This is a genomic window from Dactylosporangium darangshiense (assembly GCF_039537565.1).
GTDB classification, from domain to species: Bacteria; Actinomycetota; Actinomycetes; order Mycobacteriales; family Micromonosporaceae; genus Dactylosporangium; species Dactylosporangium darangshiense.
This window is the reverse complement of record NZ_BAABAT010000042.1, coordinates 64852-89810: the sequence shown is the minus strand read 5'-3', so window position 1 is coordinate 89810 and position 24959 is coordinate 64852. Positions and strand designations below refer to the sequence as shown.

Genomic DNA, 24959 nt, shown 5'->3' with positions numbered 1-24959 from the left:
AAACGGTAACGAATCGTTAGCCCGGTTCCGCAGACTCCGACCAACCACCGGCACCGGGCCGGTGGACAGCGGAGGGAACCTTCATGGTCAACAAGCTCAGGGCGGCCGGCGATCGGATGCTCGGCGCGCTGGTGCCCCACACCTTCGCGCCCGCGGAGATCACAAATACCCCGCGATGAACATGTGCAGGCAGAGCGCCACGTAACCCACCCGGTCGCCTCCGTCCCGCGCCGTGCGCAGGCCACTGCCGATCTCCCGGGCCCCCGCTCCGCGCCTCGACCCTTCATTGATTTCCGTCTTATGTCAAGACTCAAAAAAATACAGCCTTCACTTATCCGGCGCTGTTGCATTTGGGGATCAGGAGACGCGTTGTGCCCGTGCGGGCCACCGTTAGATCGCGGCGGCGAGCTCGGTGAACGCCGCAGCGACGCGGAGTCCGCGTGGTGCGTCGAGGCCGAGTTCAAAGTGTCCGCGGCGAACGTTTTGCATGAAAGCATGTCCGGCCACGATGGTCTGTGCGGTCCGGTCGGTGCGGAGCCCGCGCATCGATCTGAGCCGGTGTTTCAGCTGGCTGTGATCAGCCTCGATCCGGTTATTGGCATAGCGCTAGACGTGATGCCACGCCGACGGAATCAGCTCGTCGGTAACGACCTCGGTGGGCGTCACCTTCAACGTGGCCAGCGCCCGGCGGAAGAACCGGCGAGCTGCGGTAGCGTCACGACGGGCTGACACGAGTACATCGATGACCTGGCCGTCCTGGTCCACGGCGCGGTACACGTACCGCCAGGCACCACTGACCTTCACGTACGTCCCGTCGACATACCACCTGACGGCGGGCGAGTGCCGGCAGAACCTGGCTGCGTCGGCCAGCAGTGGGGTGAACCGTTGCACCCACCGGAAGATCGTGACGTGGTCGACCTCGACACCGCGCTCGAGGAGCAACTCCTCGACGTCGCGGTACGACAGGTTGTACCGCTGGCCAGATGCGCACACATCGGCTATGTCAGGGAGTCGGATGACCCGACTCGCCGTGACGTTCCGTAGCACGCTGATCGTGGCAGGAGCGGTCGTCGTGGACGCCGGTTCGAGCGACCCATCGAATCCGCGCTACGAGACGCATAGGAGTAGTACGATGGCCTGACGTGCGGCTGACGCGACGCCGTGAAAGCGATGGAAAGCGGCACGAGCGCGGACCACGGGCGCGTGCCCGACATCACGGATCGTCATTCACGAAGCGTGACGAGCTGGCTCGCTGGCGCGCACACCAACGAGTTCTGCTCCGTCGGCCCCCGGCAATCCTCCGATATCAGGGTTCACTCGGACTTGGCTGGTTTGTTCGTCACTGGGCGCGACGGGCCTTCATGAGCCTCGGGCGCGTCCGCACGGTCGGCGCGGCGGAGGAGTAGGGCCGATGTTGGTTGGGTTGATGTCGACCGAGTTGTCGTATCGGGGCCGCGTTGTTCGTAGCTGAGGTGAGAGGCAGCCCACCAGGGCGCTGCCACGATCACAGGAGATGCCGACCGATGCCGCATCCACGGGCCAAGATCCACCGCATGTTCGAGCTCGTCGAGCCGATCGCCGCCGTCACCTTCTCCGAGGTACCGAACGAGGCGTTTCTGGCCCTGGGCATGCGCAACTACTGGGACGGATACTTCGCGGGCCGTGCCGCGCCGCTGGGACTGGCGCCGGCCGAGGTGGTGCACGCGGTCTTCTACAACTTCGCCGACGGCGAGGTGGCGCGCCACATCCCGTGGGTCTGGGGGAAGATCACCCCGCAGGAGGCGATCGCCGTGCGTGAGCGGGGCAGCGCCGCCGCGCTACGACAGGTGATCGGGGAACTCGCCGATGCTCCCGGTCTGGTGCGGGTCGCCGATCTCGCCACCCGAGCAGCGCTCAGCGCGCCGACCGAGGGTCGAGCGCTGTACGCCGGGCTCCGGGCGCTCGACGTGCCCGAGGAACCCGTGGCCAGGCTTTGGCACGCAGCGACGCTGCTGCGGGAGCATCGCGGGGACGGCCACAACGCCGCCCTCCTCGCCCACGGCATCGGCGGCACCGAGGCCCACGTCCTGCTCGCGTTGTCCCTCGGAATGAAGGCGGAGGAGTTCGGCCGGATCCACCACCTGCCCAAGGCGCGGCTCGCCGCTGTCATCGACGGGCTGCACGGCCGCGGCCTCGTGAACGCCGCTGGCGGGTTCACCGACGCCGGCCGGGAGACCAGGGAGCGGATCGAGGCGCTCACCGACGAGCTGGCGGCGCCTGCGTACGACGTGCTCAGCGCGGGCCAGCTCGACGAGCTGGTCGCGGGGCTCGAGCCGATCGCCGCCGCGGCACAGGCCGTCGACGACTGAGCCCGTGCATCAGGCGACGACCACGACCCCAGCTCGGCTACCGGGTTGAGCAAGTCGTGCGCGGAGATCAACCACGTCCAGCGGAGCCTTCGGATGGCGTGCCGAGCCCGTGGTGGATCAAGGGCGATTCGGGGTCGCGGACGTGGACGCGTGGCAGGCAAGATGTCATTCGTGGCCGAGGATGATCCACTCGTTGACGCGATCCTGGAGCATTGGAGCGCGTGTACCCTGCCTTTGGGGCAGGGCCCGCGTGCGGGGACAGCGTTCTTCTACAACGAGCTCGTGGACTCCACGCCCGAGGGCGAGCGTGTGCGCGAATGGTGGCTGACCGCGGACCGTTTGACGCGTACCAAAGTGGGCGAGGTGCGGCTGCGGCCCGATCTCATCAAGCCCGCCGGCGCAGCATCGGATTACCTGGCCGTGCCGGACTTCGAGAAGATGTGGTCGCGGCGCTCCGGCGTGGCGGTGATGCGCACGTTCTTCCTCCACGAACATGCGGCGAAGAAGGGCTGGTCCTGGGCGGCCGCACAGATTACCGAGGGCGTCGCCGCCAAGGCCCAGGACGTGCGTGCCGTCGATGCGCAGCCGCGCAGGGCGTACGCCCTGGGCCACGTCACGCGGGAACCGGGCGAGCCGGGCGAGCAGCGGCCGCTGGCCGTCGCCACCTCGACCATCGCACGGGACCCGGACGGCGTCGTGCGCTGGCAGGGCTCACTGCCCGACGGATTCGCCGGCGGTCCCATCTTCGTCACGGAGCGGCAAGGCGACCGCGCCTTCCGTCTGCTTTGCCTTGGGCTGGTCGCGTCGCCCGACAGCAATCCGGACGTGCTCACGTTCGACGCAATCCGTTCGCTGATCGGGGAACTTGTGCGGCCGAAGCCGCCGAAGCGCGGCTTCTTCCGTCATCGCTAGTCGAGCCGCAGGAAGACCCGCCACAACGGCGACGCGTATCTCGCGCAGGACAGAAAGCCGCGCCTCAAGGCGTTGAGGCGTAGGCTCTGGCCTCGAACGTTGATTCGCATGAACCCCTACATATCGCAAGGGTGCGAAGGGTGCGGGTTCAAGTCCCCCTTCGACACTTATTTTTGGTGTAAATGCACCATAGACATGGGCGCATTTGCCAAGTTCACAGGCATGCGGTGCTCCGTGATCACCGCTCCAACGGCGGTGCCCCATGCGGGTGTCGCTCGTTCGGGTACTCGCGGGCCGGGCGGTCTTGATGACTGCCGTGCCACGCCGCGCCCAACCGATCCGCGAGCAGGTCGTCAGCGCGGTGATCCCGCAGACCGTCAGCCCGCAGCTGGAGTTCCTGACGGAGGACGATCATGTAGTTGTGGTCCAACTCGGGCGCGGGACGCAGGCCGCTGCTGAATCGCGGTGCCACACCCTGCAGACCGGCCGTGGACACCTCGGCGGGGCCGGCGGCGGACATTGCTTGGGCAGTGCGGCGCTCGTCTTTCTGCTTGGCCGGCCGCCGCAATCGACCGGCTGGGCGGCGGCAATCTGCCGGTCGCGCCGACGCCTATCGTTGCGACGGCCGGTCGAAGTCGACCCGCACCGTCTCGAAGCCCTTGAATCGCTGCGCCGCCGCCAACGTCGTGTAGATCCGCCGGTCGGCCTCGGCCAGTTCCACATCGTCGGTAAACGGCGTGAGCAGCGCCCGGGGCCACAGGCGGTGGTTCGCGATCATATTGATCTCGGCGCAGAGCATCAGCACGAGCGCTTGCACGTATATCCAGGCGAGAGCGGCGAGTACGAGTCCGAACGTGCCGTAGAGCGCGCTCGCGTGGCTGAGCCGGGCGGCGACGTATTGAGCGCCTACGGTCTGCAATGCCATCCAGGAGGTCGCGGCGATCAACCCGCCGGCGATGACCTGGCGCACACGCAGCGTCCGGGCGGTCAGCAGCTGCATCGCCGCGGTGAACAGGCCGGCATTGATCACGAATGTCAACAGGTAGCCGAGGAGCTGCAGTCCGGGCCCGGACCGGCCGGTGAGCTCGTTGGCGAAGGCCAGGAACGTCGCGGCCGCCGCCGATAGCAGCACCGCGCTGCCGAGCATCAGCAGCAGTCCGAGGCTGCGCAGCCTGGACCGGATCGGATTGGGCTGTTCGTTGCGCGGGATGCCGTAGATGTGATTGAACCCGGCCTGCGCGGCCTGCATCGCCCCCAGTCCGCCGTACAGTGCACCGAGGACGCTGAGGACCAGACGTATGCCGCTGCCGCGCAACTCGCTTACGTTGCGCTGCAACTCCGGCCCGATGCCCGGCAGATCCCCCACCGCCGTCTGCACCAGTTGCTGGTGCAGGCCGGGGTTGGCCTCCAGGAAGAAGCCCAGCGCAGTGAGGAACAGCAGTGTCAGCGGGAACAACGAGATGAAGCCGTAATAGGTCACCATCGCGGCAAGATATGGACCACGGTCGTCGAAGAACTTGTAAACCACCGCCAGCGGGAATCCCAGCCAGGCGTGCCGGCGCTGGTAACGATCCAACCACGCGACCACGGCGCCCACCTACCCCGCCGCCCCAGCGTCACGCCCGGCTACCCGCTCATCCCTGCTCCGTTAGGTACTCATCGTTGCGGGTAGCTGTCCGATCAATGATGTCCGGACGATTGGAAGCACTCTTCGGCGGGCCGGCGCGGACCCGGGTCATCCTGTTGTTCGCCGGCGTGTTCGCCATGGGCTCCGCGGATCTCGGCATGCTTGGCGCACTGGCCCGGGAGCTGGAGGAGGCCTTCCGAATCAGCCACACGCAGCTCGGCCTGCTGGCGACCATGTCGTCCGGGGTCGGCGCGCTCGCCACGATCCCGATGGGGGCCCTCGCCGACCAGGTCACCCGGGTACGGCTGCTGATCTACACGATCGTCCTCTGGAGCGTGGCTCTCCTCGCCGGCGGTGCGGCCCAGTCGTACCTGTGGCTGCTGCTCTCCCGGCTCGCGTTGGGCGGTGCGATCGCGGCGGCCGGGCCGCTGCTCGCTTCCCTGACCGGTGATCTCATTCCGACCGACGAACGGGCGAAGGTGTACGGCTGGATCCTGTCCGGCGAGATGATCGGCGCGGGCATCGGGCTGATCATCGGTGGCAACATCGGCGCCGCGGTGTCCTGGCGGTACGGATTCTGGCTGCTCGGCCTCCTCGGTCTCGGGCTGGCCGTCGCCGTGTACCGGTGGCTGCCCGAACCGGCCCGCGGCGGAGCGAGCCAGCTGCCTCCCGGCGCGCACGAGATCCCGCTGACCGCCCCCGTCCGGATGCACGGCAACCCCCTGGCAATACCACGTGGCACCGGGGGCGCCGACGTCCTGCGGCAGGCCTGGCGGTCACTCGGCGGGGCGTTCGCCTACATCCTGCACATCCCTACGATCCGGATCCTCATCGTCGCGTCGTCGGTCGGGTACTTCTTCTTCGCCGGCCTGCGCACCTTCAGCGTGGTCTTTCTGCAGAGCTGGTACGGCGTCAACATGCGCGAGTTGACCGGTTTCGTCGTGGCGGTGGGTGCGGGCGCACTCGCCGGCACGATGCTCGGCGGGCGGCTGGCCGACCGGCTGCTGCACAGCCGCCACCCGAACGCCAGGATCATGGTTCCGGCCGTGGCGTACACGGGGACGGCGCTGCTGTTCGCGCCGGGCCTGGCGAGCGCGTCGGTGGTGTTCGCCCTACCGTTCCTCATCCTGGGCGTGGCGATGCTGGGCGCGGCGAACCCACCGCTGGACGCGGCCCGGCTCGACATCGTCACGCCCTGGCTGTGGGGCCGCGCGGAGAGCGCACGGACGGTTCTGAGCCTCACCGCACAGGCGCTTGGTCCCGTGTGCTTCGGCCTCGTCGCGGACACGCTGGCCGGCCGGGGCGCGACGAGCCGGACGCCCGGCCTGCGCGACGCCTTCTTGATCATGCTCGTTCCGCTGCTGGCCAACGGGCTGATCATGCTGTCGGCGCGGCACACCTACCTGACGGACAAGAAGGCGGCCCACCGAGCCGACGCCACCGAGTGCGCCCCGGCCGCCGACTGACAACGGCTGCCGACCGCTTACTGCGTGGTCCCGTCCAACCTGGATGGAGGTCGTTCCCGAAGGGCTGTCAAGGAGGATTGTCCGCGCTCTGCGGGGGTATGCCCGATGCCATCCTTCCCGGGCGGCGTCCCGCATCCGGCGTTGTGGACGCTGACCAGGGCTACGCGCGGCGTGACCTGTTGAACGGCGCCCGCTGAGTCGAGGGGGTGCCGAGCATGGCTGAGCAAAGAGCACAGCAGGAGACGGGGGCCGGTCGGGGGGACTCCTCCCCCAGGTGGGCCAGCGGCTTCACCGTCTTCGCCGGGATAATGATGATCATCGTCGGCGTGTTCCACATGGCTGCGGGCCTGGTCGCGATCATCGAGAACAAGTTCTTCGTGGTCACGGCGGACTACTTGTACGCGTTCGACGTGACCGGCTGGGGATGGATTCACCTCATCGTGGGCCTCGTGGTACTCCTGGCCGGCTTCGCGGTGTTCTCAGGACGGCTGTGGGCCCTAGCCCTGGGCATCGTTCTAGCCGGACTGAGCGCCATCGCGAACTTCCTGTTCCTTCCCTACTACCCGCTGTGGTCGCTGCTGATCATCGCGCTGGATGTGTTCGTGATCTGGGCACTGGCCGTGCACGGCTGGAAGGTCAAAGCGTGATGGCCGGCCCTCCCGACATCGGCGCCGACGATGTTGATCCGCCCCGGGTCGGGCACCACTGACGTCAGCGACCAGCAGCAGGTTCGGGTCGTTCGGCAGGATCACCCGGCGCAGGTCGACTCCGCGGAAATCCTCCGGCGCAGACGAGCGGCGCTCAAATCTACGCTGTGCATCGGAGCCGTCACAGCGGCGGGCAAGTGATCGAGGAACGTATGGAGGCCCTCGCGGACCACGGTGATGCCGCGCTCGGTGCCGTGGCAGACGCCGTGAAGGTACTCAGCATCCCGCAGCCGAAACACCGGCCCGTCGTCGGTTGCGATGGCATACAGGTCTCCGCCACCGTTGCTGCCGGAGATCATGATGTCGATGTCCCGTCTCAGCGCAGGGGCGCTGTTGCATTTGGGGATCAGGAGACGCGTTGTGCCCGCGCGGGCCACCGTGAGATCGCGGCGGCGAGCTCGGTGAACGCCGCAGCGACGCGGAGTCCGCGTGGTGCGTCGAGGCCGAGTTCAAAGTGTCCGCGGCGAACGTTTTGCATGAAAGCGTGTCCAGCCACGATGGTCTGCGCGGTCCGGTCGGCGCGAAGCCCGCGCATCGATCTGAGCCGGTGTTTCAGCAGGCTGCGATCAGCCTCGATCCGGTTATTGGTATAGCGCTCGACGCGATGCCACGCCGCCGGAATCAGCTCGTCGAGTACGGCCGGGTAGACCTGCGCGGCGTCGGTAACGACCTCGGTTGGGCGTCACCTTCAACGTGGCCAGCGCCCGGCGGAAGAACCCGCGAGCGTCGCGGTACGACAGGTTGTACCGCAGGTACAGCCGAACGACGAACACGATCACGTCCGGCGACAACCGGAACCCGGCAAACGCCGACCGCGGTGGTAAGGCCGGACGCCAGCGGTTCGAGAGATTCACTGCTCCAGCCTGCCCGACCAGGGAACGCTCCAATGCAACAGCGCACTCCTGGGCTGACTGGTGGTGGATTCCGTGCGCAGTAAGCAGCGATCAGTTCAGTTGGGGACGGTCACCACCGCGCCGGTGCGGCTGGCGTCCTCGGCGGCGAACACGGTCAGGTGCGACAGCAGCGAGTCCCGAGCGCCGGACAGCACGCGGCTCGGATCGTCGGACGCGACTGCGTCGACGAACGCGGCGACCAGCCGCGCGTCGCCGCCGCCGTGCCCGCCACCGGCCGTGTGGTCTGACCGGCGATGACGAGCGCGCCGTAGCTCCTGACGCGCCGGTCGACCCGCAGCGGATCGGCCGATGGTGCCGGTGCTGGTCCTGCCGGGCGGGCGTCGCGGATGCGGCCGATATCGGTTCCTCCGACCGCGGCGCTTCGACAGCACGCGCAAGCCCGGGTGAGGTATCCGGGTGATTGTGCTGAAACCCTGAAACCTTACATGCGTTGCGTCGAATCGCTCGTCGAATTTGAGTTAGGTTCGACCGTAGACCACCGTTTCCGACGTCACTCGGGGTGCCACATGGACCAGGTAGAGCAGGCGAACGCCACCGCCGCGATGAACCTGCAGCAGTTCACGGATCTCATCAGCCACGGACTGCAGAACTGCGGTATACCGGCGCCCACCTGGGTCATCCGCCGCCTGATCGACGAACTCCACACCGGGAAGCGGTGCCCGGCCGACGTACCTGCCGGCGAACCGCACCCGGCCGGCTTGCTGCAGAAGCCCGCCACTGAGCAGGCCGCTATCCAGTGGTCCGAACGCACGCCACCACCCGGCACCGAAGACCGTCTGATCGAATTCACCGACCTCGTCGCCGCCGCCGTCATCAACGCCGAGAGCCGGAAGCAGGTCAATGCGTCGCGGGCCCGCATCGTCCTCGCCGCCGACGAGGTGCGCCGCGGGTTCGAACGCGACCTGCATGACGGCGTCCAGCAACGCCTCGTCTCGCTCGGCCTCGAACTGCGCACCCTGGAAGCGCTGATAGGTGACGATCACAGTGAGCTCAAGCCGCGGATCGGACGGACCATCGAGGGCTTGACGCGTGCCTACGAGGATCTGCAGGAGATCTCCCGTCGCCTGCACCCGGCCATCCTCGCGCAGCGCGGCCTCCCGTCCGCGCTCAAGACGCTCGCCCGCCGCAGCCCCATACCGGTCACCATCAACGTTCGATCCGAACGCCGGTTCTGCGGCAGCGTCGAGACAGCCGCCTACCACGTCGTGTCCGAGGCGCTCGCCCTCGTGGCGGAGCGTACACAAGCCTCCGCCGTCACTGTCGACGTCGACGTCACCCCCGCCACCGCGACCACACGCGAAATGCTCGCGCTGTCGATCCACGACGACGGTACCGGCGGCGATGACGCGGCCCTCGACTCGGGACACGTCGGCCTCATCGACCGGGTCGAGGCACTCGGCGGACAACTGCGGCTGGCAGGCCCGGCGCCCGGCAGAACGTCGCTGCTGGTCACGCTGCCGGCCGACGGGCAACCTCTCCCCGTGTGAACACCGGCGACCCTACTGTTCCGGCGCAGGTTGCGAAGCGCCGCTGAAACAAGGGGGCGGAATCGTCAAGACCTGTGGATCCATGCGCGGGCGACGATGCGGATGGCGTGGGCGTTGCGTTTGCCGCGTTTGTGGCTGCGCGCACGGCCCGCGCAACTGGATGAGGCGGGCGCGCGTTGGCGCGCCACCCCGCCGTGCACGGCGCTCGCCACCGCCGGGCCGTCGAACCTGCACATAGCCGTCTGGCTACGAGGCCTCGCCCATCTCTACGAGTTCACCACCACCACGCTCGCAGACTTGGACGTCGAACAAGTTGAAACCATGGTCATCGGCGCGGCCGCGAAGCGACCGGGGCACTGACCAGCCCGACGGACAACGGAAGCCTCACACCTCGTTCGCTACAACCCGTACCAGTTCGTGGCGCGAGGAGATGCCGAGCTTGCGGAAGACCTTGCGGAGGTGATAGTCCACTGTGCTCGGGCTGAGGAAGAGCTCGGCGGCGACCTCCCGGTTCGACGCACCGGCAGCAACCCGACACGCGACCGCCTGCTCCTGACCGGTCAGTTCCGCGAACTGTCCTAATTGGCTTGTGCCGGCACGGGACGCCAGAGCTGTCCGAAGCTCGCGCCGGGAGGTGACGCCCACCGTGCGGAAGATTCCGCGCAGGTGGTGGTTGACCGTGTGCGCGCTGATGAACAGACGCGTGGCGACTTCGCGGTTGGTGGCGCCCCGCACGACGAGCTCGGCGACCTGACGCTGTTGCGGGGTCAGTTGCAAGCTGTTGCCGGCCTCGTCGATCGGCCGCGTCGTCAAGGCGAGTTCGGCCGCGGCCCGCTGTCCGTACGCCGGAGCACCGATGGCGGTGAACATCTCCACAGCGTCGGCCAGGTACGCTCGCGCTTCCGCCCGCCGGCGTTGACGGCGCAGCCACTCACCGAAGACGAGCCGGGTGTACGCCCGATGTGTCAGCGTCTCGGTTTCATCGATGAGCCGGAGCGCTTGGTGGTACAGGGCCTCCGCCGCACGAGCGTCGTCCGCGAGCGCCGCCGCGCACCGAACCGACAGCGCCGAAGCAAGCGGTGTCGTACAGCGCCCGACCCATTCTCTCAGCCGGGCGAGCGCTTCCTTCGCTGTCGCGCGCCGACCGCAGCGCACGCCGGCCTCGATCATGACAACCAGAGGCGCTTTGCCCGTTGTGCCCGAGTGAAGTTCCCACGCCCTGCGCGCGACCGCGAACGCCTCCGGGTAGCGCGATCGTCCGAGGTGCATCACCATCAGTCCGTGGGCGGCGGCGCGGCTGGCGGGCTCGTCGTCGAGCGCCGCGGCCGCGGCGCGCTGGCGCCGGGCCGCGTGCATGGTTCGCGCATCCTCACCGCGCCAGGCGAGCAGCGGGGTACACGCGATGGAGTCAAGCTCCGCCTGTGACCACCCGGCCGACCTGGCGGCGCGCTCACTGCGCCGGGCATATGCCTCCGCATCGGCCAGACTCCCGCTCGTCGCCGCCACGAACGACAGTTCGGCGAGAATCCGGGGAGAACGATCTGCACGCATGGTGCAGATCGGATCGCACCGCTGTGTGGACGCAGTGCAGAATCAGTGCAGGCGACCGTGGATCAGGGCGGTGTTTCCAGAAGGTTCAACCGCGCCCGCACGTACGCCACCATGTCCCGGTAGCCCACCGCCTCCTCGACGCTGGACATTTCGACCAGTTCGTGGAAGCCGTCACCGGCGATGAGAGCCTCGAACCGCTGGGACGCCTGCTCGGCGCGGACCATGTCACCGCGATCGAAGGCCGCCCTCGCGAGAATCGCGGCAGTGGCGCACAAGGGACCGTTTGATTCGCTGACTGCCTCCGCGAGCCCCCATTCGGCCACCTCAATCGCCTGGTCGAGCCGGCCAAGCTTCCACGACGCCTCGGCGACGTACCGCGCGTAGTAGATGTTGAGATGGTTGAGCCTGTCCGCCCGCACGATCGCCAAGCCTTCCTCCCCGGCCCGTCGACCGAGCTCGGTGCGCTCGAACTTCAGATGGATCTCGCTGAGCGTCAGCAGCCCCGATGCCAGAAGATCGCGTCGCCCGGCCTGCCGGGCCAATTCCACCGCCCGTTCGGCGTGAGCCAGGCACGCCGCATCGCCCTGCGCCATGTTCCGCATGGCAAGGTTGCGCGAGACGTTCGACTGCCCGGCGAGATCGCCTATCCTCGCGAAGATGGACAGTGCTCGTTGCATGTGCGTGACGGCGTCCGGGACAGGTGACATCATCGCGACGCAACGTTCGAGCTCAGCCTCGACGACGGGCTCGACGATGCCTGGGGCGGCATCCAGGATGCGCTGCGCGATCGTCACATTCGTCTCGGGCGCGTGAGGTGGCCGGTCCAGTCCCGGTACCACACCCAGGACGAGGAGGGCTGCCTCCCGCACCATGCCGTGCCGCAGAGCCACCTCGGCGATGGGCCAGACCGCCGGTTGTTCGCGCGTGTACCAGTCGAGAGCCTCTTGCAGGCTTTGGCACGTCTCGGCCCACACGTTCGGTCCAGGGGCCGGGAGGACCGTGACCGGCTGTCGCCAGTACCTGGCGTAACACGCGTGGACGGAGTGCAGATAGTGCACGACGAGTCGGCGCTCGACCGCCTCGCGCTCGCCCGCTCGGTTCAGCACTTCACCGCCGTACGCCCGCAGGAAGTCGTGCACAGAGAACCGCCCGGGCCGCGACTCCACGAGTAGGTTCGAAGCTACCAGCGCGTCCAGCCGGAGCCGGGTGTTCGTCCGGTCGATTCCCGCCGCGCTCGCCACCGACTCGAGTGAGATCTCCTGCCCGGGGTGTGCGGCCAGGACGCGAAAGATGTAGGCCGCGTCTGGTTCGAGATTGTGGTACGACCACGAGAACACCGTCCGCAGGTCATCGCCCCGTTCTACAGTGGACAGCGTGTCGAGGGCACCGGAAGGCGTGGCCAGCTGGGTCGCGATGACGCGCAACGGCAACCGAGGATTGAGGGCGGCCCGGGCGGCCACGATCGCCAGTGCCAACGGCAGGCCTGCGCATGCCGTCACGATGTCACGCACCGCGTCGGCTTCGGCGTCCGTGCGTGCCCGTCCCAGCCGGTTGACCAGGAACTCGTGCGACTCCGCTTCGTTGAGCCGGTCGAGCTGTACGTATCGGGCACCTTCGCGAGCGACGAGACTGACCATGCTGTTGCGACTCGTGACGATGACCAGGCTTCCACGGGTAGCGGGCAGCAACGGACGGACCTGCTCCGCGTCGCGGGCGTTGTCCAACAGAATCAACATACGACGGCCGGCCAGGACTGTGCGGTAGCGGGCAGCCCGCACATCCAGGCTCTGCTCGGGTGTGTCCTGTTCACCGAGCGAAGCGAGCAAAGTGGACAGCGCGTCGTCCGACGACATCACCCGCCCGGTCGGATCGAAGCCGCGCAGATTCAGGTAGAGCTGGCCGTCGGGAAACTTGTCGGCGATCTCGTGCGCCCAGTGGACAGCGAGGGCGGTCTTGCCGATGCCGCCCATGCCGCCCAACGCAGTGATGACAACCGTCGTCTCGCTGAACGTGTCGGCCAACCGCTCATCGAGAATGGCGGCCACATCGTTGCGTCGTACGAAGCCGGCGACAGGTGGGGGTAGCTGGGCGGGGCGAAGTACATTTGCCGGTGCCTGTTCATCCTCTGGTGTCCAGCCACTCGCGAGCAGTTCGCGGTATGCGTCGCGCAACCGCGGTCCCGGTTCCACGCCGAGTTCTTCGACAAGCCGCCGACGCGTCTGCTCGAACACCCGCTGGGCTTCGGCCCGGTTGCCAGTAGCGAGGTGGGCGCGCATCAGGCTGGCCTGTAGCGCCTCATCCAACGGAGCCGCTTCGGCCATGATCAACAGTGGTGTCAGTGCTCTGTCGGCCATGCCACTCAAGATCGCCGCATCGGTCGCCGCGACCGCCACCGTGATCCGCTCCCGTTCGACCGCCACAAACCCGGCCGTATTCAGCGTCTGAACGGGAAGGCCGGCGAACGCCGGACTTCGCCCGAGCTCAAAAGCCGTGAGATACGCCCGCACGCCGGCTGTCGTGTTCCCACTCGCCACGTCAGCGCGGGCCCGGCGTACCAGCTCACGGAACATGGCCAGGTCGCAGTCCTCAGTCGCGATCAGGAACCGGTACCCGGTGCCCGCGGGCAACAGATATCGCCCATTGGAGCGGGCCGGTAGGTCAGGCTCGAGAATCCGCCGGAGTTGGCCGACATGCCGCTGAATCTGGTTGATAGCACTCGCGGGCGGGTTTTCGCCCCACAGGCAGTCGACCATGGACTCGATGCTGACGACGCCGCCGGCGGCGACGAGGAGCATGGCGAGAATGACCTGCTGGCGCCACGGACCGAGGTCGACCTCAGCACCGTCGCGGGCGGCGCGCAGTCCGCCGAACACCCTGAACTGGGAGTGCGGCCGCGATTCACCCGATTGCCCATGTTCAGGCGCCCTCACGAACACACCCTACGTAGGAACGATGAATGCGCAACGTCGCTTCCCAGGATACCCCGCCGAGGAGCTCCGAATTTCCCATGTCTCGTGTTCGGGTCGATATCGCCGGTGACGACGAAGACTACGCATCACGAGTGATTCGGCGACCGCCCCAGGGTCCGTACCTTCGGCCAGGTTCCCCTCGCCGGGGGTCGAAACCGAAGGAGTACGCATGCCCTACCTAGCGGTTGGCTCGGAAGGCGCCAACCCCGTCAACATCTACTACGAAGACCACGGCAGCGGTACGCCCGTGGTGCTCAGCCACGGCTACCCACTCAGCGGCCGCTCCTGGGAGAAACAACTTTCCCAACTGCTCGCGGCCGGATACCGGGTCATTACCTACGATCGGCGGGGATGGGGTAACTCCAGCCAACCCGCGACCGGATACGACTACGACACGTTCGCCTCCGACGTCAACAAACTTCTGACGCAGCTGGACGTTCGCGGCGCCATTCTCGTCGGGCACTCGATGGGCACCGGTGACATCACCCACTACCTCGGTAGGTATGGCACCGAGCGGGTCGCCAAGGCTGTCCTGCTCTCGCCGATCCCCCCATTCCTGCTTGGGACGGCGGATAACCCCGAGGGTGCGCCACAGTCGCTGTTCGACGGTTTCATCCAAGCCGCACAGGCGGACCGGTACGTGTGGCTCAAGCAGTTCCTGGAAAACTTCTACAACCTCGACACCTACGGCGGCACCCTGGTCAGCGACCAGGTGTTCCAGGCCAGCTGGAACCTCGCCGTGGCCGGGTCTGCGATCGCCGCCGTGGCGTGCATCCCCACCTGGCTCACCGACTTCCGCAACGACCTGCCGAAAATCGATGTGCCGGTCCTCGTGATGCACGGCGACCAGGACCGCATCCTGCCGATCGGGCTGACCGCCCAGCGGCTGCCCGGACTCATCAAGGACATGCGGCTGCTCGTCATCGAGGGCGGGCCGCATGCCATCGCGTGGACCCACGCCGACCAGGTCAACGCCGCCCTGCTCGACTTTATCCAAGGCTGAAAGGAAACACAGTGAAACTCCCCCTCCGTCGGCGGACCATCTACATAGGAGCGGCCGCTGCCGCGCTCACGCTCGGCCTGGTCGGGGTCGGCACCGCGCAGGCTTCGACCAGCCATGTGACCAGTCCTGCCCATGCCCAGCCCAAGCCGACCGTCGTGCTGGTACACGGTGCCTGGGCCGACGGGTCCAGTTGGTCGGGCGAGGTGAGCCGGCTGCAGCACGACGGCTACCCCGTCGTTGTGGCACCGAACCCGCTGCGAGGCCTGTCCAGCGACGCCGACTACCTGCGTGCCTTCCTCAGCGGAATCACGGGACCGATTGTCCTGGTTGGACACTCGTACGGTGGCGCCGTCATCACCAACGCCGCCACCGGCAACGCCAACGTCAAGGCTCTGGTCTATGTGGACGCCTACATCCCGGATGCGAACCAGTCGGTGGCCGGGCTGACCAGCGCCGACTCGGTCCTCGCACCGGCCGGCAGCAACCCCGCATCGGTGTTCAAACTGGTGACATACCCGGGCGCGCCTGACGGCATCTATGACACCTACCTGCTTCCGAACGTGTTCGCGGCGGCGCTGGGTGGCGGGCTGTCCGCGTCGCAGGTATCGGTTCTCGCAGCCTCACAGAGCCCGACCTCGCTGATCGCGCTGGGCGAGCAATCTGGCGCGCCGGCGTGGGCGTCGATCCCATCGTGGGACCTCGTCGGCACGCAGGACAAGGTCATCCCCCCGGCGGCCCAGCTGTCCATGGCCGCGCACGCGCGAGCGCACGTGGTCAAGGTCAACGCCGCACACCTGTCGCTGGTCACCGCCCCGGACGCGGTCACCCAGCTCATCGAGACCGCCGCGCGCGCTACGGCGTAACGGCCTCGACGCTCTGAGGTGGTGGCGCTTCTGCGACCACCGCCTCAGAGTCTCGGGAGTGCCCCCTACGAACCGGTACCCCAGCCCCGGACTCGAGACGTAGATTGCGCTGCATCCGGTCGCCCGACGCTCACCCGTCATGAGCCGTCCAGGTACGAGCGTGACGTTCGGCTGCCGACGGGAGCCGCGGTGGACGGGCCGGAATCGGTCGTCATGTTCGACGAAGTCGCCGGCTCTGCGGTCCGCGGCGTCATCTCGGATGCCGCCAGCCGCCTCACCTGGGCGTCGCCGGCGCTGCCAGGCGCGTTCCACGACCTCACGGCCGCCCGCAGCCACGGCATCATCGACGCGCTGACCAGCGCCGCCGTGACGACCTTCGCAGGCAAGGGCTACAGGACGCGGGCGCGACGGTGCGCACACCGTTCAAACGCCACCATCACCGCCCGAGGCTGTCACACCGGCAGAATGCGGTGAACACGGCACACGCGAAGATCCGCGCCTGCAGCGAACGGGCTATCGCCTTCCTCAAGACCTGGAAGATCCTGACGAAGCCGCACTGCCGCCCACGCCGATCCACCGCAATCGTGCAGGCCATCCTCGCCCTGCACCGCATCGACACCGGCCGCTACGCAGGATGAATATGGCTCACGCGAAGTCGCCACCTTTTCCTGCTCAACGACCGTGCCGGAATTGCGGTTCCCCGCAGGCTGGGCAGCGGGTCGCCGCCCGGAGACACAGCGGCCGGCGACCGTCGCCCGCTCGACGGGTGCCCGCGACTCAATTTTTACTCAAAACGCACCGTGGTCTACGAAATTCACCTTGGTAATTGCTAATTTCCGCGTACCGATTTTGCGCTCACGAAGGAGGGTCCACCGTGCGAATACCGCGCCGGGGTCTGCTCGGGCTGGCCGCACTGGCCGGCCTGCTCACGACCCTACTGGCTCCCCAGGCGGCGTTCGCCGCATACTACGGCGGCGAGATCAACCACGCCGCGAGCATCGACTACCCGCCGGACACGGACTGGTACCGGAAATGCGTCAGCGTCACCGGTGCGATGGCCTGTCTCCAGCCCTATGGCGACGACCTCTACATCTACGACAGCAGCGCCGACGGCCATTCCGCCGCGATGATCTGGTTCGACGCCGACTCAGCCCGGTCGGGCACCTGCGTCAGCCAGTGGGGCAACGGCCACTGGGGCTGGTGCAACAAGGATTTCACCGAGGGCCACACGATCTACTTCGCTGCCGCCGTGTACGAGGCGGGCAACATCGTGCGAAACAGCAGCTGGGTCTCGACCGTCACCTGATAGCGGCGTCCCGCAATGAGACGGGGGGTCCGGGCGGGCTGCCGCAGAGCCCCGTTCGGGCCCTCTCCATCTCGGCTCTGTCGAGGGTACCGCCGAAGAACGTGCTGGCTCTACGTGGAAGGCGGCAACGGTGCCGCGTTCGTCGACGCCGACCTCGCCTTGCCGCTGTCGCGCCGGAGCCCGCCGACGTGGGGGCATACCGTGCTGTGGCGGGCCGGATGATCGTCGCGAACACGAAGGCAACGACGGATATCGACGAGCGCGGGCGGAACCCCGCTCAGGGTCGCGTGAGGTCTGGATGATGGTGAGGTTCGTCATGATGACTCATGTGCTGGCTATTGCCGGTTGTGTTGGGGTGTGGGCTGCGTGCCGCGATGACCGTGAACACGGTGGCGACGAGGGCAAGTGCGCCGTATCCGAGGGCGATCTGCGGCAGTGAGAAGGTGTTGGAAAGTTGGCCGGAGGCCAGGGCAGGGATAGCCGCTCCGCTGTAGCAGAGTAGGTAGATCGCGCTGAAGATCGGTGCCCGGTCGGCCGGGGTGCTGCTGTGCAGCAGGCCGCGGGTGGCGGCGCTGATGGCGATGCCTTGACTGGCGCCCGCGACGATGGTTGCGGCGATGAACGCTACCAATGTGCCGGTGGCGATCGCTGTGATGATGCCGATCCATCCGGCCAGGAAGATGATCGTGCCGAGGCGTTGGGCGGCCGCGGATGTGAACCGGCCGCCGAGGGGAGCACCGAGAGCACTGGGACCCATGTAGGCGGCGAACACCAGCCCGAGGACGAGCGGGCTGCGCGTGTGGAGTTGATCTTCGACGAGCGCCGGCACGAAGGCCTGGTAGAAGGCCCCGGTCGCCCAGGTGGCCAGGAACACCACTGCTGCGACGGGGAGCAGAGGTCTGACCCGGGCCGGTACGCGGACGTGGGGTCGCAATGACAACCAGGCGCCCGGCGACGGAGTCGCAGTCTCCGGGCTGACAGCGACGAGTGCGGCAGACAGGAGGAGGAGGCCGGCGGCAACCAGATAGATGAGCTCGCGTGGCCAGGGGCCGAACTGGACCAGGGCTCCGGAGGCGATGGCGCCGACGGCGAGGCCGAGCATGACTGTCTGGCTGGAGGCGACGGAGGCCAACCAGGCCGGCCTGGCCGGTGCGGCATCGACGATGTAGGAGGTGAGGCTGGTGCTGGCCAGCCCGGCCCCAAGGCCCATCAGGAGCCTTCCGGCGATCAGGATGCCGATGTCGTGCACGTGCAGCAACAGCAGACAGCCCAGCACCAGCAGTCCGAGGCTCGCGATCGAGGTGGGCCGGCGGCCGAGATGATTGGACAGCCGTCCTGTCATCAACAGTGTGGTGAGAGTGGCGGCGGAGTAGGCGACGACGGTCATCGAGATGCCGGCGTTGGTGAACCCGTCCTCGGCCCGGTAGATGTTGAAAAGCGGGATCGTCGAGCCCACTGCGGCAAATACGGCCGCCAGGGATACCACCGCGGACAAGAAAGCCAGCCGGAGCGTTCCGCGCCGGCTGACCTGGTTGATCACAGGTGCCACGTTCTGCATCTTTCTCGTGTTCTGAACTAGACCGGCCCGCGAATGCGCCACATGGCGACCAGCGCGACACTGGGGAGCCAGGTGCGCAGTACCAAGGTCATCGGCGACCTTCGGCTGCTCCCGGGTGCTTAAGGTCGATGAGGTCGGCGTACTCGGGGTTGTGCTCGATGAAGGTGCGCACGATCGGGCACATGATGGTGACTGTCTTGCCTTGCGCGCGCACGTCGTCGAGGACGCGTCTGATCAGCTCGCTGGCGATGCCCTGTTTGCGGAACTCGGGGAACACCGAGGTGGCCAGCAAGACGAGGCGGTCGTCGCCGGCGACGTTGTATGACAGTCCGGCAATCTCGCGCTCGCCGAAGACGGCTTCGTAGATGCCGGCTTTCTCGTCGTTGACGACTGCGAAGTCGAACGCGGGAGCGTGGGGATCGTCGATTACCTCGTCGACAGAGGCGATCTGGTCCTGACTGACGATGCCTTTCCCGTCGGTCATTGGGGGTACTCCTCCTTGATTGCACGTTCACCGGCCGAGGCCGCTGGTCCTTGTGCTTCGGTGTTCCGAACCCTTTACGGGCGAACGCGGATGATCGTCTTGCCCTTGATCCGCTCGGTCGGGTTGAAGGCAGCGACCGCATCGTCGAGGGTTGCGACTTGGCCGATGTTCGTTCGCACTCGTCCATCCCGCACCCGCTGGGCGATCTCACCCAGTTGGGCGCGGTCGGACACCACAACGAAGTCGATCGCCACGGCGCCGGCGGGCCGCGCCTCCGCCGGGCCGGTGACGGTCACCAGCGTTCCTCCGGCCCGAACCAAACGCGCGGAACGCTGCTGAATGTCGCCGCCGATGACATCGAACACCAGATCCACTCCGCCAACTTCTTCCAGAGCGTCGTTGTCAAGGTCGACGAACTCCTGCGCGCCGAAGTCGAGCGCCGTCTGACGACCGGCGGCGCGCCCCGTGCCGATGACGTATGCGCCGGCCTCACGTGCCAACTGCGTTGCCATCGAACCGACCGCGCCGACCGCGCCGTGCACGAGGACGCTCTGCCCCGCCTGCAGGTGGCCGTGCTCGAACAGCCCTTGCCACGCGGTCAGGCCCGTCATCGCGACGCTCGCGCCCACCGTGAAGTCAACGTCGCCCGGCAGCGGCGCGAGGTTGCGCGCCTCGACGACCGTGTACTCCGCGAGGGTGCCGTCGCGGGTCCAGTCCGTGAGGCCGAACACCCGCTGTCCCACCGACAAGCCGGCGGCGCCGTAGCTGAGTGCGGTGACCACTCCGGCTACCTCGTGGCCGGGGATCGACGGCGTCCGGTCGCGGCCGAGGCGATCAATCCAGGTCGACGGCCACTCGAGCTCATTCCCGGTGAATCCCGACGCATGAACCTCCACGACGACATCGCCGTAGTTCGCGCCCTCGAGACTGGCGAGCCTCGCTGTGTCCGGCTCGGGCCGCTCCACCAGCGTCATCCCCGCCGTTCCCGCGGCCCGGTCCGTTACCACAATCGCTTTCACCTGACTACCTCCCAGTAACAACCCTCGCCCACCCGTGATGACGTAACGGGGTGGGCCGTTGTCTCCGCGTCCTTACGGGCGAACGCGGATGATCGTCTTTCCCTTGACCCGCTCGGTCGGATTGAACGCCGCAACGGCATCATCGAGGGTCGCGACGTTGCCGATGACCGTCCGCAGACGTCCGTCCCGCACCCGCTGAACGACCTCACGCAGTTGGGTGCGATCGGACACGACGACGAAGTCGATGGCCAGGCCGTCTGCGGGCCGCGCCTGCGGCGGCCCGGCGATCGTCACCAGTGTTCCTCCGGCTCGAACCAGCCCGGCCGACCGCTTCCCGATGTCACCGCCGATCACGTCGAACACCAGATCAACTCCGCCGACGTCGTCCAGTGCGTCGTTAACCAGGTCGACGAACTCCTTCGCGCCGAAGTCGAGTGCCGTCTGACGGTCGGCGGCGCGTCCGGTACCGATGACGTAGGCACCGGCCTCGCGCGCAAGCTGGGTGACCATCGATCCGACTCCGCCGGCCGCGCCGTGCACGAGGACGCTCTGCCCCGCCTGAAGGCGACCATGCTGGAACAGTCCCTGCCAAGCGGTCAGACCCGAGATCGGCAGACTCGCGCCCACCGTGAAGTCGACGTCCCCCGGTAGCGGCGCGAGGTTACGCGCCTCCACGGCCGCGTACTCCGCCAGCGTGCCGTCGCGGGTCCAGTCCGTGAGGCCGAACACCCGCTGCCCCACCGACAGCCCCGTCGTTCCGTACCCGAGAGCGCTGACCACACCGGCCAACTCGTGACCGGGGATCGACGGCGTCCGGTCACGGCCGAGGCGATCCGTCCAGGTCGACGGCCACGTCAACTCTCCAGGAGTGAAACCCGAGGCATGGACCTCGACGAGCACATCGTTCCCCGCCGCCTCCGGCTCGGGGCGCTCCGCCAGCGTCATCCCGGCTGTTCCCGCGGCCTCATCCATCACCACGATCGCCTTCATCTGGCACCTCCCTGTATCCAGTTCTCGCCGCCAGACTCGCTAGGCAGCTTTATGGACGATATCGTCCACTACCGTATCACTCCCAGGACGCGCCGTCAGACGAGGACGTATCGCTGAATCAAGCCAGTGATGGCAGACGGAGGCTTGCGGTTCGATACCGCTCCGACTCGCCACCTGGACGAGATAGTCCAGTTGGTCGGCCCAGGGCGCGTCCGCGACCACGTCCTCACCGCCGATGAACCTCACCTGGTCCCTTCGGTGGAATCTTCCGCGATAGGGGCAGTTTCACCACGCGGCGGCCACGTGTTCAGGCGGGCTGTCGCACCGCTGTCCCGAGCGCATTGTCGATCACGTACCGCCAGAATCCATCCGCGCCGTGGCGCACGACATCGCTTGCCGAGCCTCCGAGGTGCACGTGCTTGCCGTCGGGACCTGTGCCGTCAATTGACCAGTCCAGCACGATTTGGGCGATGTCGCCGGCAACGAACACATGGCGCGCCTTGGCCTCCAGCGGTAGGCCGAGGCTGAGATCGCGCTCGAGTTCGGCAGCGATCTCGGTGTGATCAGTGACGGTTCGCCCGTCTTTCGCGATAAACACGGCCTCCGGTTCGTACCCGATCATCATTGCGCTGACCTTGCCGGAGTTGAATCGCTCGAGCAACGACGCGACGACGCCTTCGGGTTCAGTGGGGAGTGAGTAGGACTCAGACATTTTGGCTCCCTGCTTCGGTTGGTTGAACGGTCCCATAACTGGACGAACTAGTCCACTTTAGCACGGGGTCGCGCAACGGACACCTGACAGTTAGGCCACAGAGGCCGGTATTTTGAGGGGTTGGGAATGCACACGACGGCCGACGGGATGCCTCAAGGCACATCGCCGGTTGACCAAATGAGACGCAACCGTCCAGATAGGGTCCTACGGCAGCACGCGTTCACTGGTTCGTGCGGCGGTCCTGTCAGTACCATGGCGGTGTGGAGGAAAGCGCGCAGACTGCCGCAGCCGCGCGGTTGACGGCGCGCGGCGCGAAGACAAGGTCACAAATCGTCGCCACCGCCGCCGAACTGATGCGCGTGCGAGGAGTCGGTGGAACGACTCTGGACGACGTCGTCTCAGCGAGCCAAGTCAGTAAATCGCAGCTGTACCGACACTTTGAAGACAAGCCGGCGCTGGTCCGGGCAGTGATCGAGTTCGTGGGCGAGCGAACGATAACCGGTGAGCGAGATCGCCTGGAGAAGGTGAGGACATTCGCGGGCCTGCGACGTTGGCGGGATGCACTGGTCGCGCGCAATGCCCTGCAAGAGGGCCGGTACGGGTGCCCTTTGGGCTCCCTGGCGAACGAGGTCTCCGATCAGGACTCGGTCGCGCGCAGGAAACTGCACGACCTGTTCACGGCTTGGCAAGAACTCTTCGAAGATCTCCTTCGCCGATTTCAGAAGGAAGGTGTCATTCCGCAGGACGCCGACGTGGCCCAACTTGCGACGGGGTTCGTGGCGGTTGTCCAGGGCGGCTACCTGTTGGCGCAGACCTCCCGCGACGTCACACCGATGGCTTCCGCGATCGACATGGCCATATCACACCTGAGTCTGCTCGCCCGTGAGCAAGATGAAGCACACCGCCCGTGAGCTCGCCGGTCACCGGGTGCGGCTGTCGGCGCCGGAGCACCCGACACCCGAACTACAAGGTGCCTTGGTCCTGCACGCAGTAGAGCTCCGGGACCGCCGGAGAAGAGCCCGTACAGCGGCCACAACGAACCCGCCGTCGACGCCCCGCCCGCTCTGCGGGTCGTAGCTGCGTTCACCGAACTCGCCCGGGCGATCTGACCGCGGACCCCGACAGGGGTTCAACACGTTCGCCGATCCCACAACGCGACAACGCCCTGCCATCTACCTCAACGCGGTCACGCTGTGCGGCATCCTCTTCGGCGAGTCCCTACTGGGACTCGCCGACCTGTATCTGACCGCGTCCGTCGCGTTCGAACCTGCGATCGGTCGCGGCCACCGCTCTCGGCTGCTGAAGACGTCAGTTATTGGAGAACGACCACAGGTAGTCCACCGGCATGGTGGCGTAGTTGATGAGGTGGCCGCCGTACACGGTTTTCTCGCCGGCCTCGCTCCAGTTGAAGTTGCACCGCGCCCACGTGCCGTTGCCGTGCGTGTTCCGGCAATACCGGGTCAGCACGTCGCCGCGGTCGCTGTCGATTCTTGCCATCGCCGACTGGCCGTCGGCCTTGTTGTCCTTGACGTAGACGTAGTCGCCGTCGTAGTCGATGCAGACAATGGTGGAGTGGTAGTACGCGTCAGCCATGAGGCACACGCCGACCGGGCCCGCGACCTTGGTGCCGGTCTGGCATGACGCCCACACGCCTTCACATGCGACGAAGTACTGGTCTCCGCCGGCCATGCTGGGCGTCGGCGCGGCGAACACGGCGATGGCCGTGACCACCAGAGCGACGAACCCGGCCCGGAACACCTTGACACGATTCACTAGTGGCATGACCGGCAACATCTCGCCGACCGAGTCGAGCCGTCAATCATCAACGCCGATGCTTGAAGGAATCTTGAGCTAAGCGCGGCGTTCCACTCCTCAATTTTTCCTCAAGGTTGCCGCGCCACGCCGCCGACCAATTCGACGATCGCTAATCTCGATCCGATCGTTCCACGCAATTCAATGAAGGCGAGGGCGAAATGAGAATTCGACGTCTAACGGCCGCGGTCGGCACGACGAGCGTGTCAATGGCGGCCGTGGTGCTGGCGACGGGATCGCCGGCGAACGCGGCCACGACCGAGTTCTGCACGCAGCCCGGCGCGCGGGCCGGATACAGCTGTTTCTATTCGAACGGCGACATCATCGGCGTCAATGATATGTTCAAGGACGGATTGCGTGCCGTGGTCGAGTGGCGGACGGATGACGGCTATGGCGAGTGCCATGACGCGAACGGCGCGCTCAACGGCTGGACGTACTGCAACTACGACTTCACGGAAGGCAAAAACAAGATCATCTCATTCCGTGTGGTAGCTCGCAACGGAGCCAACGGCGCCGACCAGTTCCCGACCGTGGCGGTGGTCGGCTGGATCTCGGGGCGTGGTTGATCCATGCGCTGGACACGTAGAGCTGCGGTCTCCGGCGGCGTTGTCGTCGCGGTGCTCGCCGGCGCCGCCGCACCGGCCGGGGCGAGCACGAACCTCGGCTGGCTGTACACCGTCAACAACGGCGGCGCGATCTTTTTCGACGCGGACCTCAACGGCCAACCGGGCATCGAGAAGATCACCGTCTGCGACAACAAGAGCGACGGTCGCGGCATCGCGGCCTCCGTCGAGGATGTCGAAGGCAACCTGGAGTACTTCATCGTCGACCGGTCCCACGACGGCAATTGCACGGTCTACCAGGGCGACCTCTTCAAGGAGGAGACCCGCGTCTCCGTCTCGGTCTGGGAGTACGCCGGGACTTGGAAGAGCACCGTGAAGTACGGGATCGCCGTCGCCTGACGGTCGTAGCGCCCACCTCCCAGGATGACCCGCCCGGAAAGTTACCTCCGGCGACCGATCCACGCGTCCGGCCCGCCGCCCCAAGCTCGTCACCATGATTGGAGACGTGAACCACAAGCGCGGCGTGGAGCGCACATCGTGAGCGCGGGCTCATCGCCGGGTAGGCCGGCGCAGGGAGGCCGGGCGCTCCGGCTCCCCCCGTTGCGAGCCGGAGCGCCCCGCCGCGACAAGGATCACTGTTGCCCCGGCCGGAAACCTTGCTGAATGCT

At 67.0% G+C, this 24959-nt stretch carries 22 protein-coding genes and 3 pseudogenes; 13 read left to right on the top strand and 12 right to left on the bottom strand.

The features are described from left to right. Nucleotides 1-390: 390 nt before the first annotated feature. Nucleotides 391-975: pseudogene (locus ABD901_RS45445) on the bottom strand (IS6 family transposase); the annotation flags it as partial. Nucleotides 976-1523: 548 nt separating this feature from the next. Between ABD901_RS45445 and ABD901_RS45440 the strand changes: the two are divergent. Further along, complete coding sequence (locus ABD901_RS45440; protein WP_345137753.1) at nt 1524-2348, top strand: SCO6745 family protein; 825 nt, start codon at nt 1524-1526, stop codon at nt 2346-2348. Nucleotides 2349-2519: 171 nt separating this feature from the next. Then, nucleotides 2520-3260 carry a hypothetical protein gene (locus ABD901_RS45435; RefSeq protein WP_345137751.1) on the top strand — a complete coding sequence of 247 codons (741 nt, stop codon included), beginning with the start codon at nt 2520-2522 and terminating at the stop codon, nt 3258-3260. 610 nt (nt 3261-3870) lie between these two features. On the opposite strand, the gene ABD901_RS45430 is transcribed toward ABD901_RS45435, so the two are convergent. Beyond that, entirely contained in the window at nt 3871-4848 is a 978-nt protein-coding gene (locus tag ABD901_RS45430; protein ID WP_345137749.1) for a YihY/virulence factor BrkB family protein, read from the bottom strand. Nucleotides 4849-4958: 110 nt separating this feature from the next. On the opposite strand from ABD901_RS45430, the gene ABD901_RS45425 reads away from it, so the two are divergent. Further along, entirely contained in the window at nt 4959-6353 is a 1395-nt protein-coding gene (locus tag ABD901_RS45425) for an MFS transporter (protein ID WP_345137747.1), read from the top strand. A 215-nt stretch (nt 6354-6568) separates the two neighbouring features. After that, nucleotides 6569-7000: a DUF7144 family membrane protein gene (locus ABD901_RS45420; RefSeq protein WP_345137746.1), complete on the top strand. Its 432-nt coding sequence runs from the start codon at nt 6569-6571 to the stop codon at nt 6998-7000. Nucleotides 7001-7101: 101 nt separating this feature from the next. On the opposite strand, the gene ABD901_RS45415 is transcribed toward ABD901_RS45420, so the two are convergent. After that, entirely contained in the window at nt 7102-7359 is a 258-nt protein-coding gene (locus tag ABD901_RS45415; protein WP_345137745.1) for a hypothetical protein, read from the bottom strand. Nucleotides 7360-7406: 47 nt separating this feature from the next. Then, nucleotides 7407-7742, bottom strand: a pseudogene (locus ABD901_RS45410) (DDE-type integrase/transposase/recombinase); the annotation flags it as partial. A gap of 774 nt (nt 7743-8516) precedes the next feature. Here ABD901_RS45410 and ABD901_RS45405 point away from each other — a divergent pair. Together ABD901_RS45405 and ABD901_RS45400 are read left to right on the top strand one after the other, a co-directional pair. Next, nucleotides 8517-9461, top strand: coding sequence for a sensor histidine kinase (locus tag ABD901_RS45405; RefSeq protein WP_345137744.1), 945 nt, complete (start codon nt 8517-8519; stop codon nt 9459-9461). A 102-nt stretch (nt 9462-9563) separates the two neighbouring features. Further along, nucleotides 9564-9821 carry a hypothetical protein gene (locus ABD901_RS45400; protein WP_345137742.1) on the top strand — a complete coding sequence of 86 codons (258 nt, stop codon included), beginning with the start codon at nt 9564-9566 and terminating at the stop codon, nt 9819-9821. Nucleotides 9822-9845: 24 nt separating this feature from the next. On the opposite strand, the gene ABD901_RS45395 is transcribed toward ABD901_RS45400, so the two are convergent. After that, nucleotides 9846-11012 (bottom strand): helix-turn-helix transcriptional regulator, encoded by a 1167-nt coding sequence (locus ABD901_RS45395; protein WP_345137739.1) that lies wholly within the window; start codon nt 11010-11012, stop codon nt 9846-9848. A 62-nt stretch (nt 11013-11074) separates the two neighbouring features. Continuing rightward, nucleotides 11075-13942 (bottom strand): AfsR/SARP family transcriptional regulator, encoded by a 2868-nt coding sequence (locus tag ABD901_RS45390; RefSeq protein ID WP_345137737.1) that lies wholly within the window; start codon nt 13940-13942, stop codon nt 11075-11077. A 208-nt stretch (nt 13943-14150) separates the two neighbouring features. On the opposite strand from ABD901_RS45390, the gene ABD901_RS45385 reads away from it, so the two are divergent. The 4 genes and pseudogenes from ABD901_RS45385 (at nt 14151) to ABD901_RS45370 (ending at nt 17153) form a co-directional block, all read left to right on the top strand. Next, complete coding sequence (locus ABD901_RS45385; protein ID WP_345137735.1) at nt 14151-14984, top strand: alpha/beta fold hydrolase; 834 nt, start codon at nt 14151-14153, stop codon at nt 14982-14984. An 11-nt stretch (nt 14985-14995) separates the two neighbouring features. Beyond that, a complete protein-coding gene (locus ABD901_RS45380; RefSeq protein ID WP_345137733.1) occupies nt 14996-15847 on the top strand; it encodes an alpha/beta fold hydrolase in 852 nt (283 codons plus the stop codon). Between the two features lie 249 nt (nt 15848-16096). Further along, nucleotides 16097-16485 (top strand): annotated as a pseudogene (locus ABD901_RS45375) (transposase family protein); the annotation flags it as partial. Nucleotides 16486-16721: 236 nt separating this feature from the next. After that, complete coding sequence (locus ABD901_RS45370) at nt 16722-17153, top strand: hypothetical protein (RefSeq protein ID WP_345137731.1); 432 nt, start codon at nt 16722-16724, stop codon at nt 17151-17153. A 277-nt stretch (nt 17154-17430) separates the two neighbouring features. On the opposite strand, the gene ABD901_RS45365 is transcribed toward ABD901_RS45370, so the two are convergent. The 5 genes from ABD901_RS45365 to ABD901_RS45345 all read right to left on the bottom strand — a co-directional run bounded on the left by ABD901_RS45365 (nt 17431) and on the right by ABD901_RS45345 (nt 21916). Continuing rightward, a complete protein-coding gene (locus ABD901_RS45365) occupies nt 17431-18693 on the bottom strand; it encodes an MFS transporter (protein ID WP_345137729.1) in 1263 nt (420 codons plus the stop codon). A gap of 106 nt (nt 18694-18799) precedes the next feature. Beyond that, nucleotides 18800-19195, bottom strand: a complete 396-nt coding sequence (locus ABD901_RS45360; protein WP_345137727.1) for a GNAT family N-acetyltransferase — start codon at nt 19193-19195, stop codon at nt 18800-18802. 74 nt (nt 19196-19269) lie between these two features. After that, on the bottom strand, nt 19270-20214 hold the full coding sequence (locus ABD901_RS45355; RefSeq protein ID WP_345137769.1) for an NADP-dependent oxidoreductase: 945 nt from the start codon (nt 20212-20214) through the stop codon (nt 19270-19272). A 72-nt stretch (nt 20215-20286) separates the two neighbouring features. Next, nucleotides 20287-21204, bottom strand: a complete 918-nt coding sequence (locus ABD901_RS45350) for an NADP-dependent oxidoreductase (protein ID WP_345137725.1) — start codon at nt 21202-21204, stop codon at nt 20287-20289. Nucleotides 21205-21511: 307 nt separating this feature from the next. After that, nucleotides 21512-21916, bottom strand: a complete 405-nt coding sequence (locus ABD901_RS45345) for a YybH family protein (RefSeq protein ID WP_345137723.1) — start codon at nt 21914-21916, stop codon at nt 21512-21514. Between the two features lie 260 nt (nt 21917-22176). On the opposite strand from ABD901_RS45345, the gene ABD901_RS45340 reads away from it, so the two are divergent. Then, entirely contained in the window at nt 22177-22827 is a 651-nt protein-coding gene (locus ABD901_RS45340; RefSeq protein ID WP_345137721.1) for a TetR/AcrR family transcriptional regulator, read from the top strand. 397 nt (nt 22828-23224) lie between these two features. On the opposite strand, the gene ABD901_RS45335 is transcribed toward ABD901_RS45340, so the two are convergent. Next, nucleotides 23225-23698 carry a hypothetical protein gene (locus ABD901_RS45335; protein WP_345137719.1) on the bottom strand — a complete coding sequence of 158 codons (474 nt, stop codon included), beginning with the start codon at nt 23696-23698 and terminating at the stop codon, nt 23225-23227. A gap of 239 nt (nt 23699-23937) precedes the next feature. On the opposite strand from ABD901_RS45335, the gene ABD901_RS45330 reads away from it, so the two are divergent. Next, nucleotides 23938-24294 (top strand): hypothetical protein, encoded by a 357-nt coding sequence (locus ABD901_RS45330; RefSeq protein WP_345137717.1) that lies wholly within the window; start codon nt 23938-23940, stop codon nt 24292-24294. A 3-nt stretch (nt 24295-24297) separates the two neighbouring features. Further along, on the top strand, nt 24298-24690 hold the full coding sequence (locus tag ABD901_RS45325) for a hypothetical protein (protein ID WP_345137715.1): 393 nt from the start codon (nt 24298-24300) through the stop codon (nt 24688-24690). Nucleotides 24691-24959: the final 269 nt, after the last annotated feature.

What these genes read in the sequence shown, in the direction of transcription:
- ABD901_RS45395 (WP_345137739.1), bottom strand. Translation starts at nt 11,012, where the DNA reads ATGCGTGCAGATCGTTCTCCCCGGATTCTCGCCGAACTGTCGTTCGTG.
- ABD901_RS45330 (WP_345137717.1), top strand. Translation starts at nt 23,938, where the DNA reads ATGGCGGCCGTGGTGCTGGCGACGGGATCGCCGGCGAACGCGGCCACG.
- ABD901_RS45400 (WP_345137742.1), top strand. Translation starts at nt 9,564, where the DNA reads ATGGCGTGGGCGTTGCGTTTGCCGCGTTTGTGGCTGCGCGCACGGCCC.
- ABD901_RS45325 (WP_345137715.1), top strand. Translation starts at nt 24,298, where the DNA reads ATGCGCTGGACACGTAGAGCTGCGGTCTCCGGCGGCGTTGTCGTCGCG.
- ABD901_RS45360 (WP_345137727.1), bottom strand. Translation starts at nt 19,195, where the DNA reads ATGACCGACGGGAAAGGCATCGTCAGTCAGGACCAGATCGCCTCTGTC.
- ABD901_RS45350 (WP_345137725.1), bottom strand. Translation starts at nt 21,204, where the DNA reads ATGAAGGCGATCGTGGTGATGGATGAGGCCGCGGGAACAGCCGGGATG.
- ABD901_RS45420 (WP_345137746.1), top strand. Translation starts at nt 6,569, where the DNA reads ATGGCTGAGCAAAGAGCACAGCAGGAGACGGGGGCCGGTCGGGGGGAC.
- ABD901_RS45405 (WP_345137744.1), top strand. Translation starts at nt 8,517, where the DNA reads ATGAACCTGCAGCAGTTCACGGATCTCATCAGCCACGGACTGCAGAAC.
- ABD901_RS45385 (WP_345137735.1), top strand. Translation starts at nt 14,151, where the DNA reads ATGCCCTACCTAGCGGTTGGCTCGGAAGGCGCCAACCCCGTCAACATC.
- ABD901_RS45335 (WP_345137719.1), bottom strand. Translation starts at nt 23,698, where the DNA reads ATGCCACTAGTGAATCGTGTCAAGGTGTTCCGGGCCGGGTTCGTCGCT.
- ABD901_RS45415 (WP_345137745.1), bottom strand. Translation starts at nt 7,359, where the DNA reads ATGATCTCCGGCAGCAACGGTGGCGGAGACCTGTATGCCATCGCAACC.
- ABD901_RS45345 (WP_345137723.1), bottom strand. Translation starts at nt 21,916, where the DNA reads ATGTCTGAGTCCTACTCACTCCCCACTGAACCCGAAGGCGTCGTCGCG.
- ABD901_RS45440 (WP_345137753.1), top strand. Translation starts at nt 1,524, where the DNA reads ATGCCGCATCCACGGGCCAAGATCCACCGCATGTTCGAGCTCGTCGAG.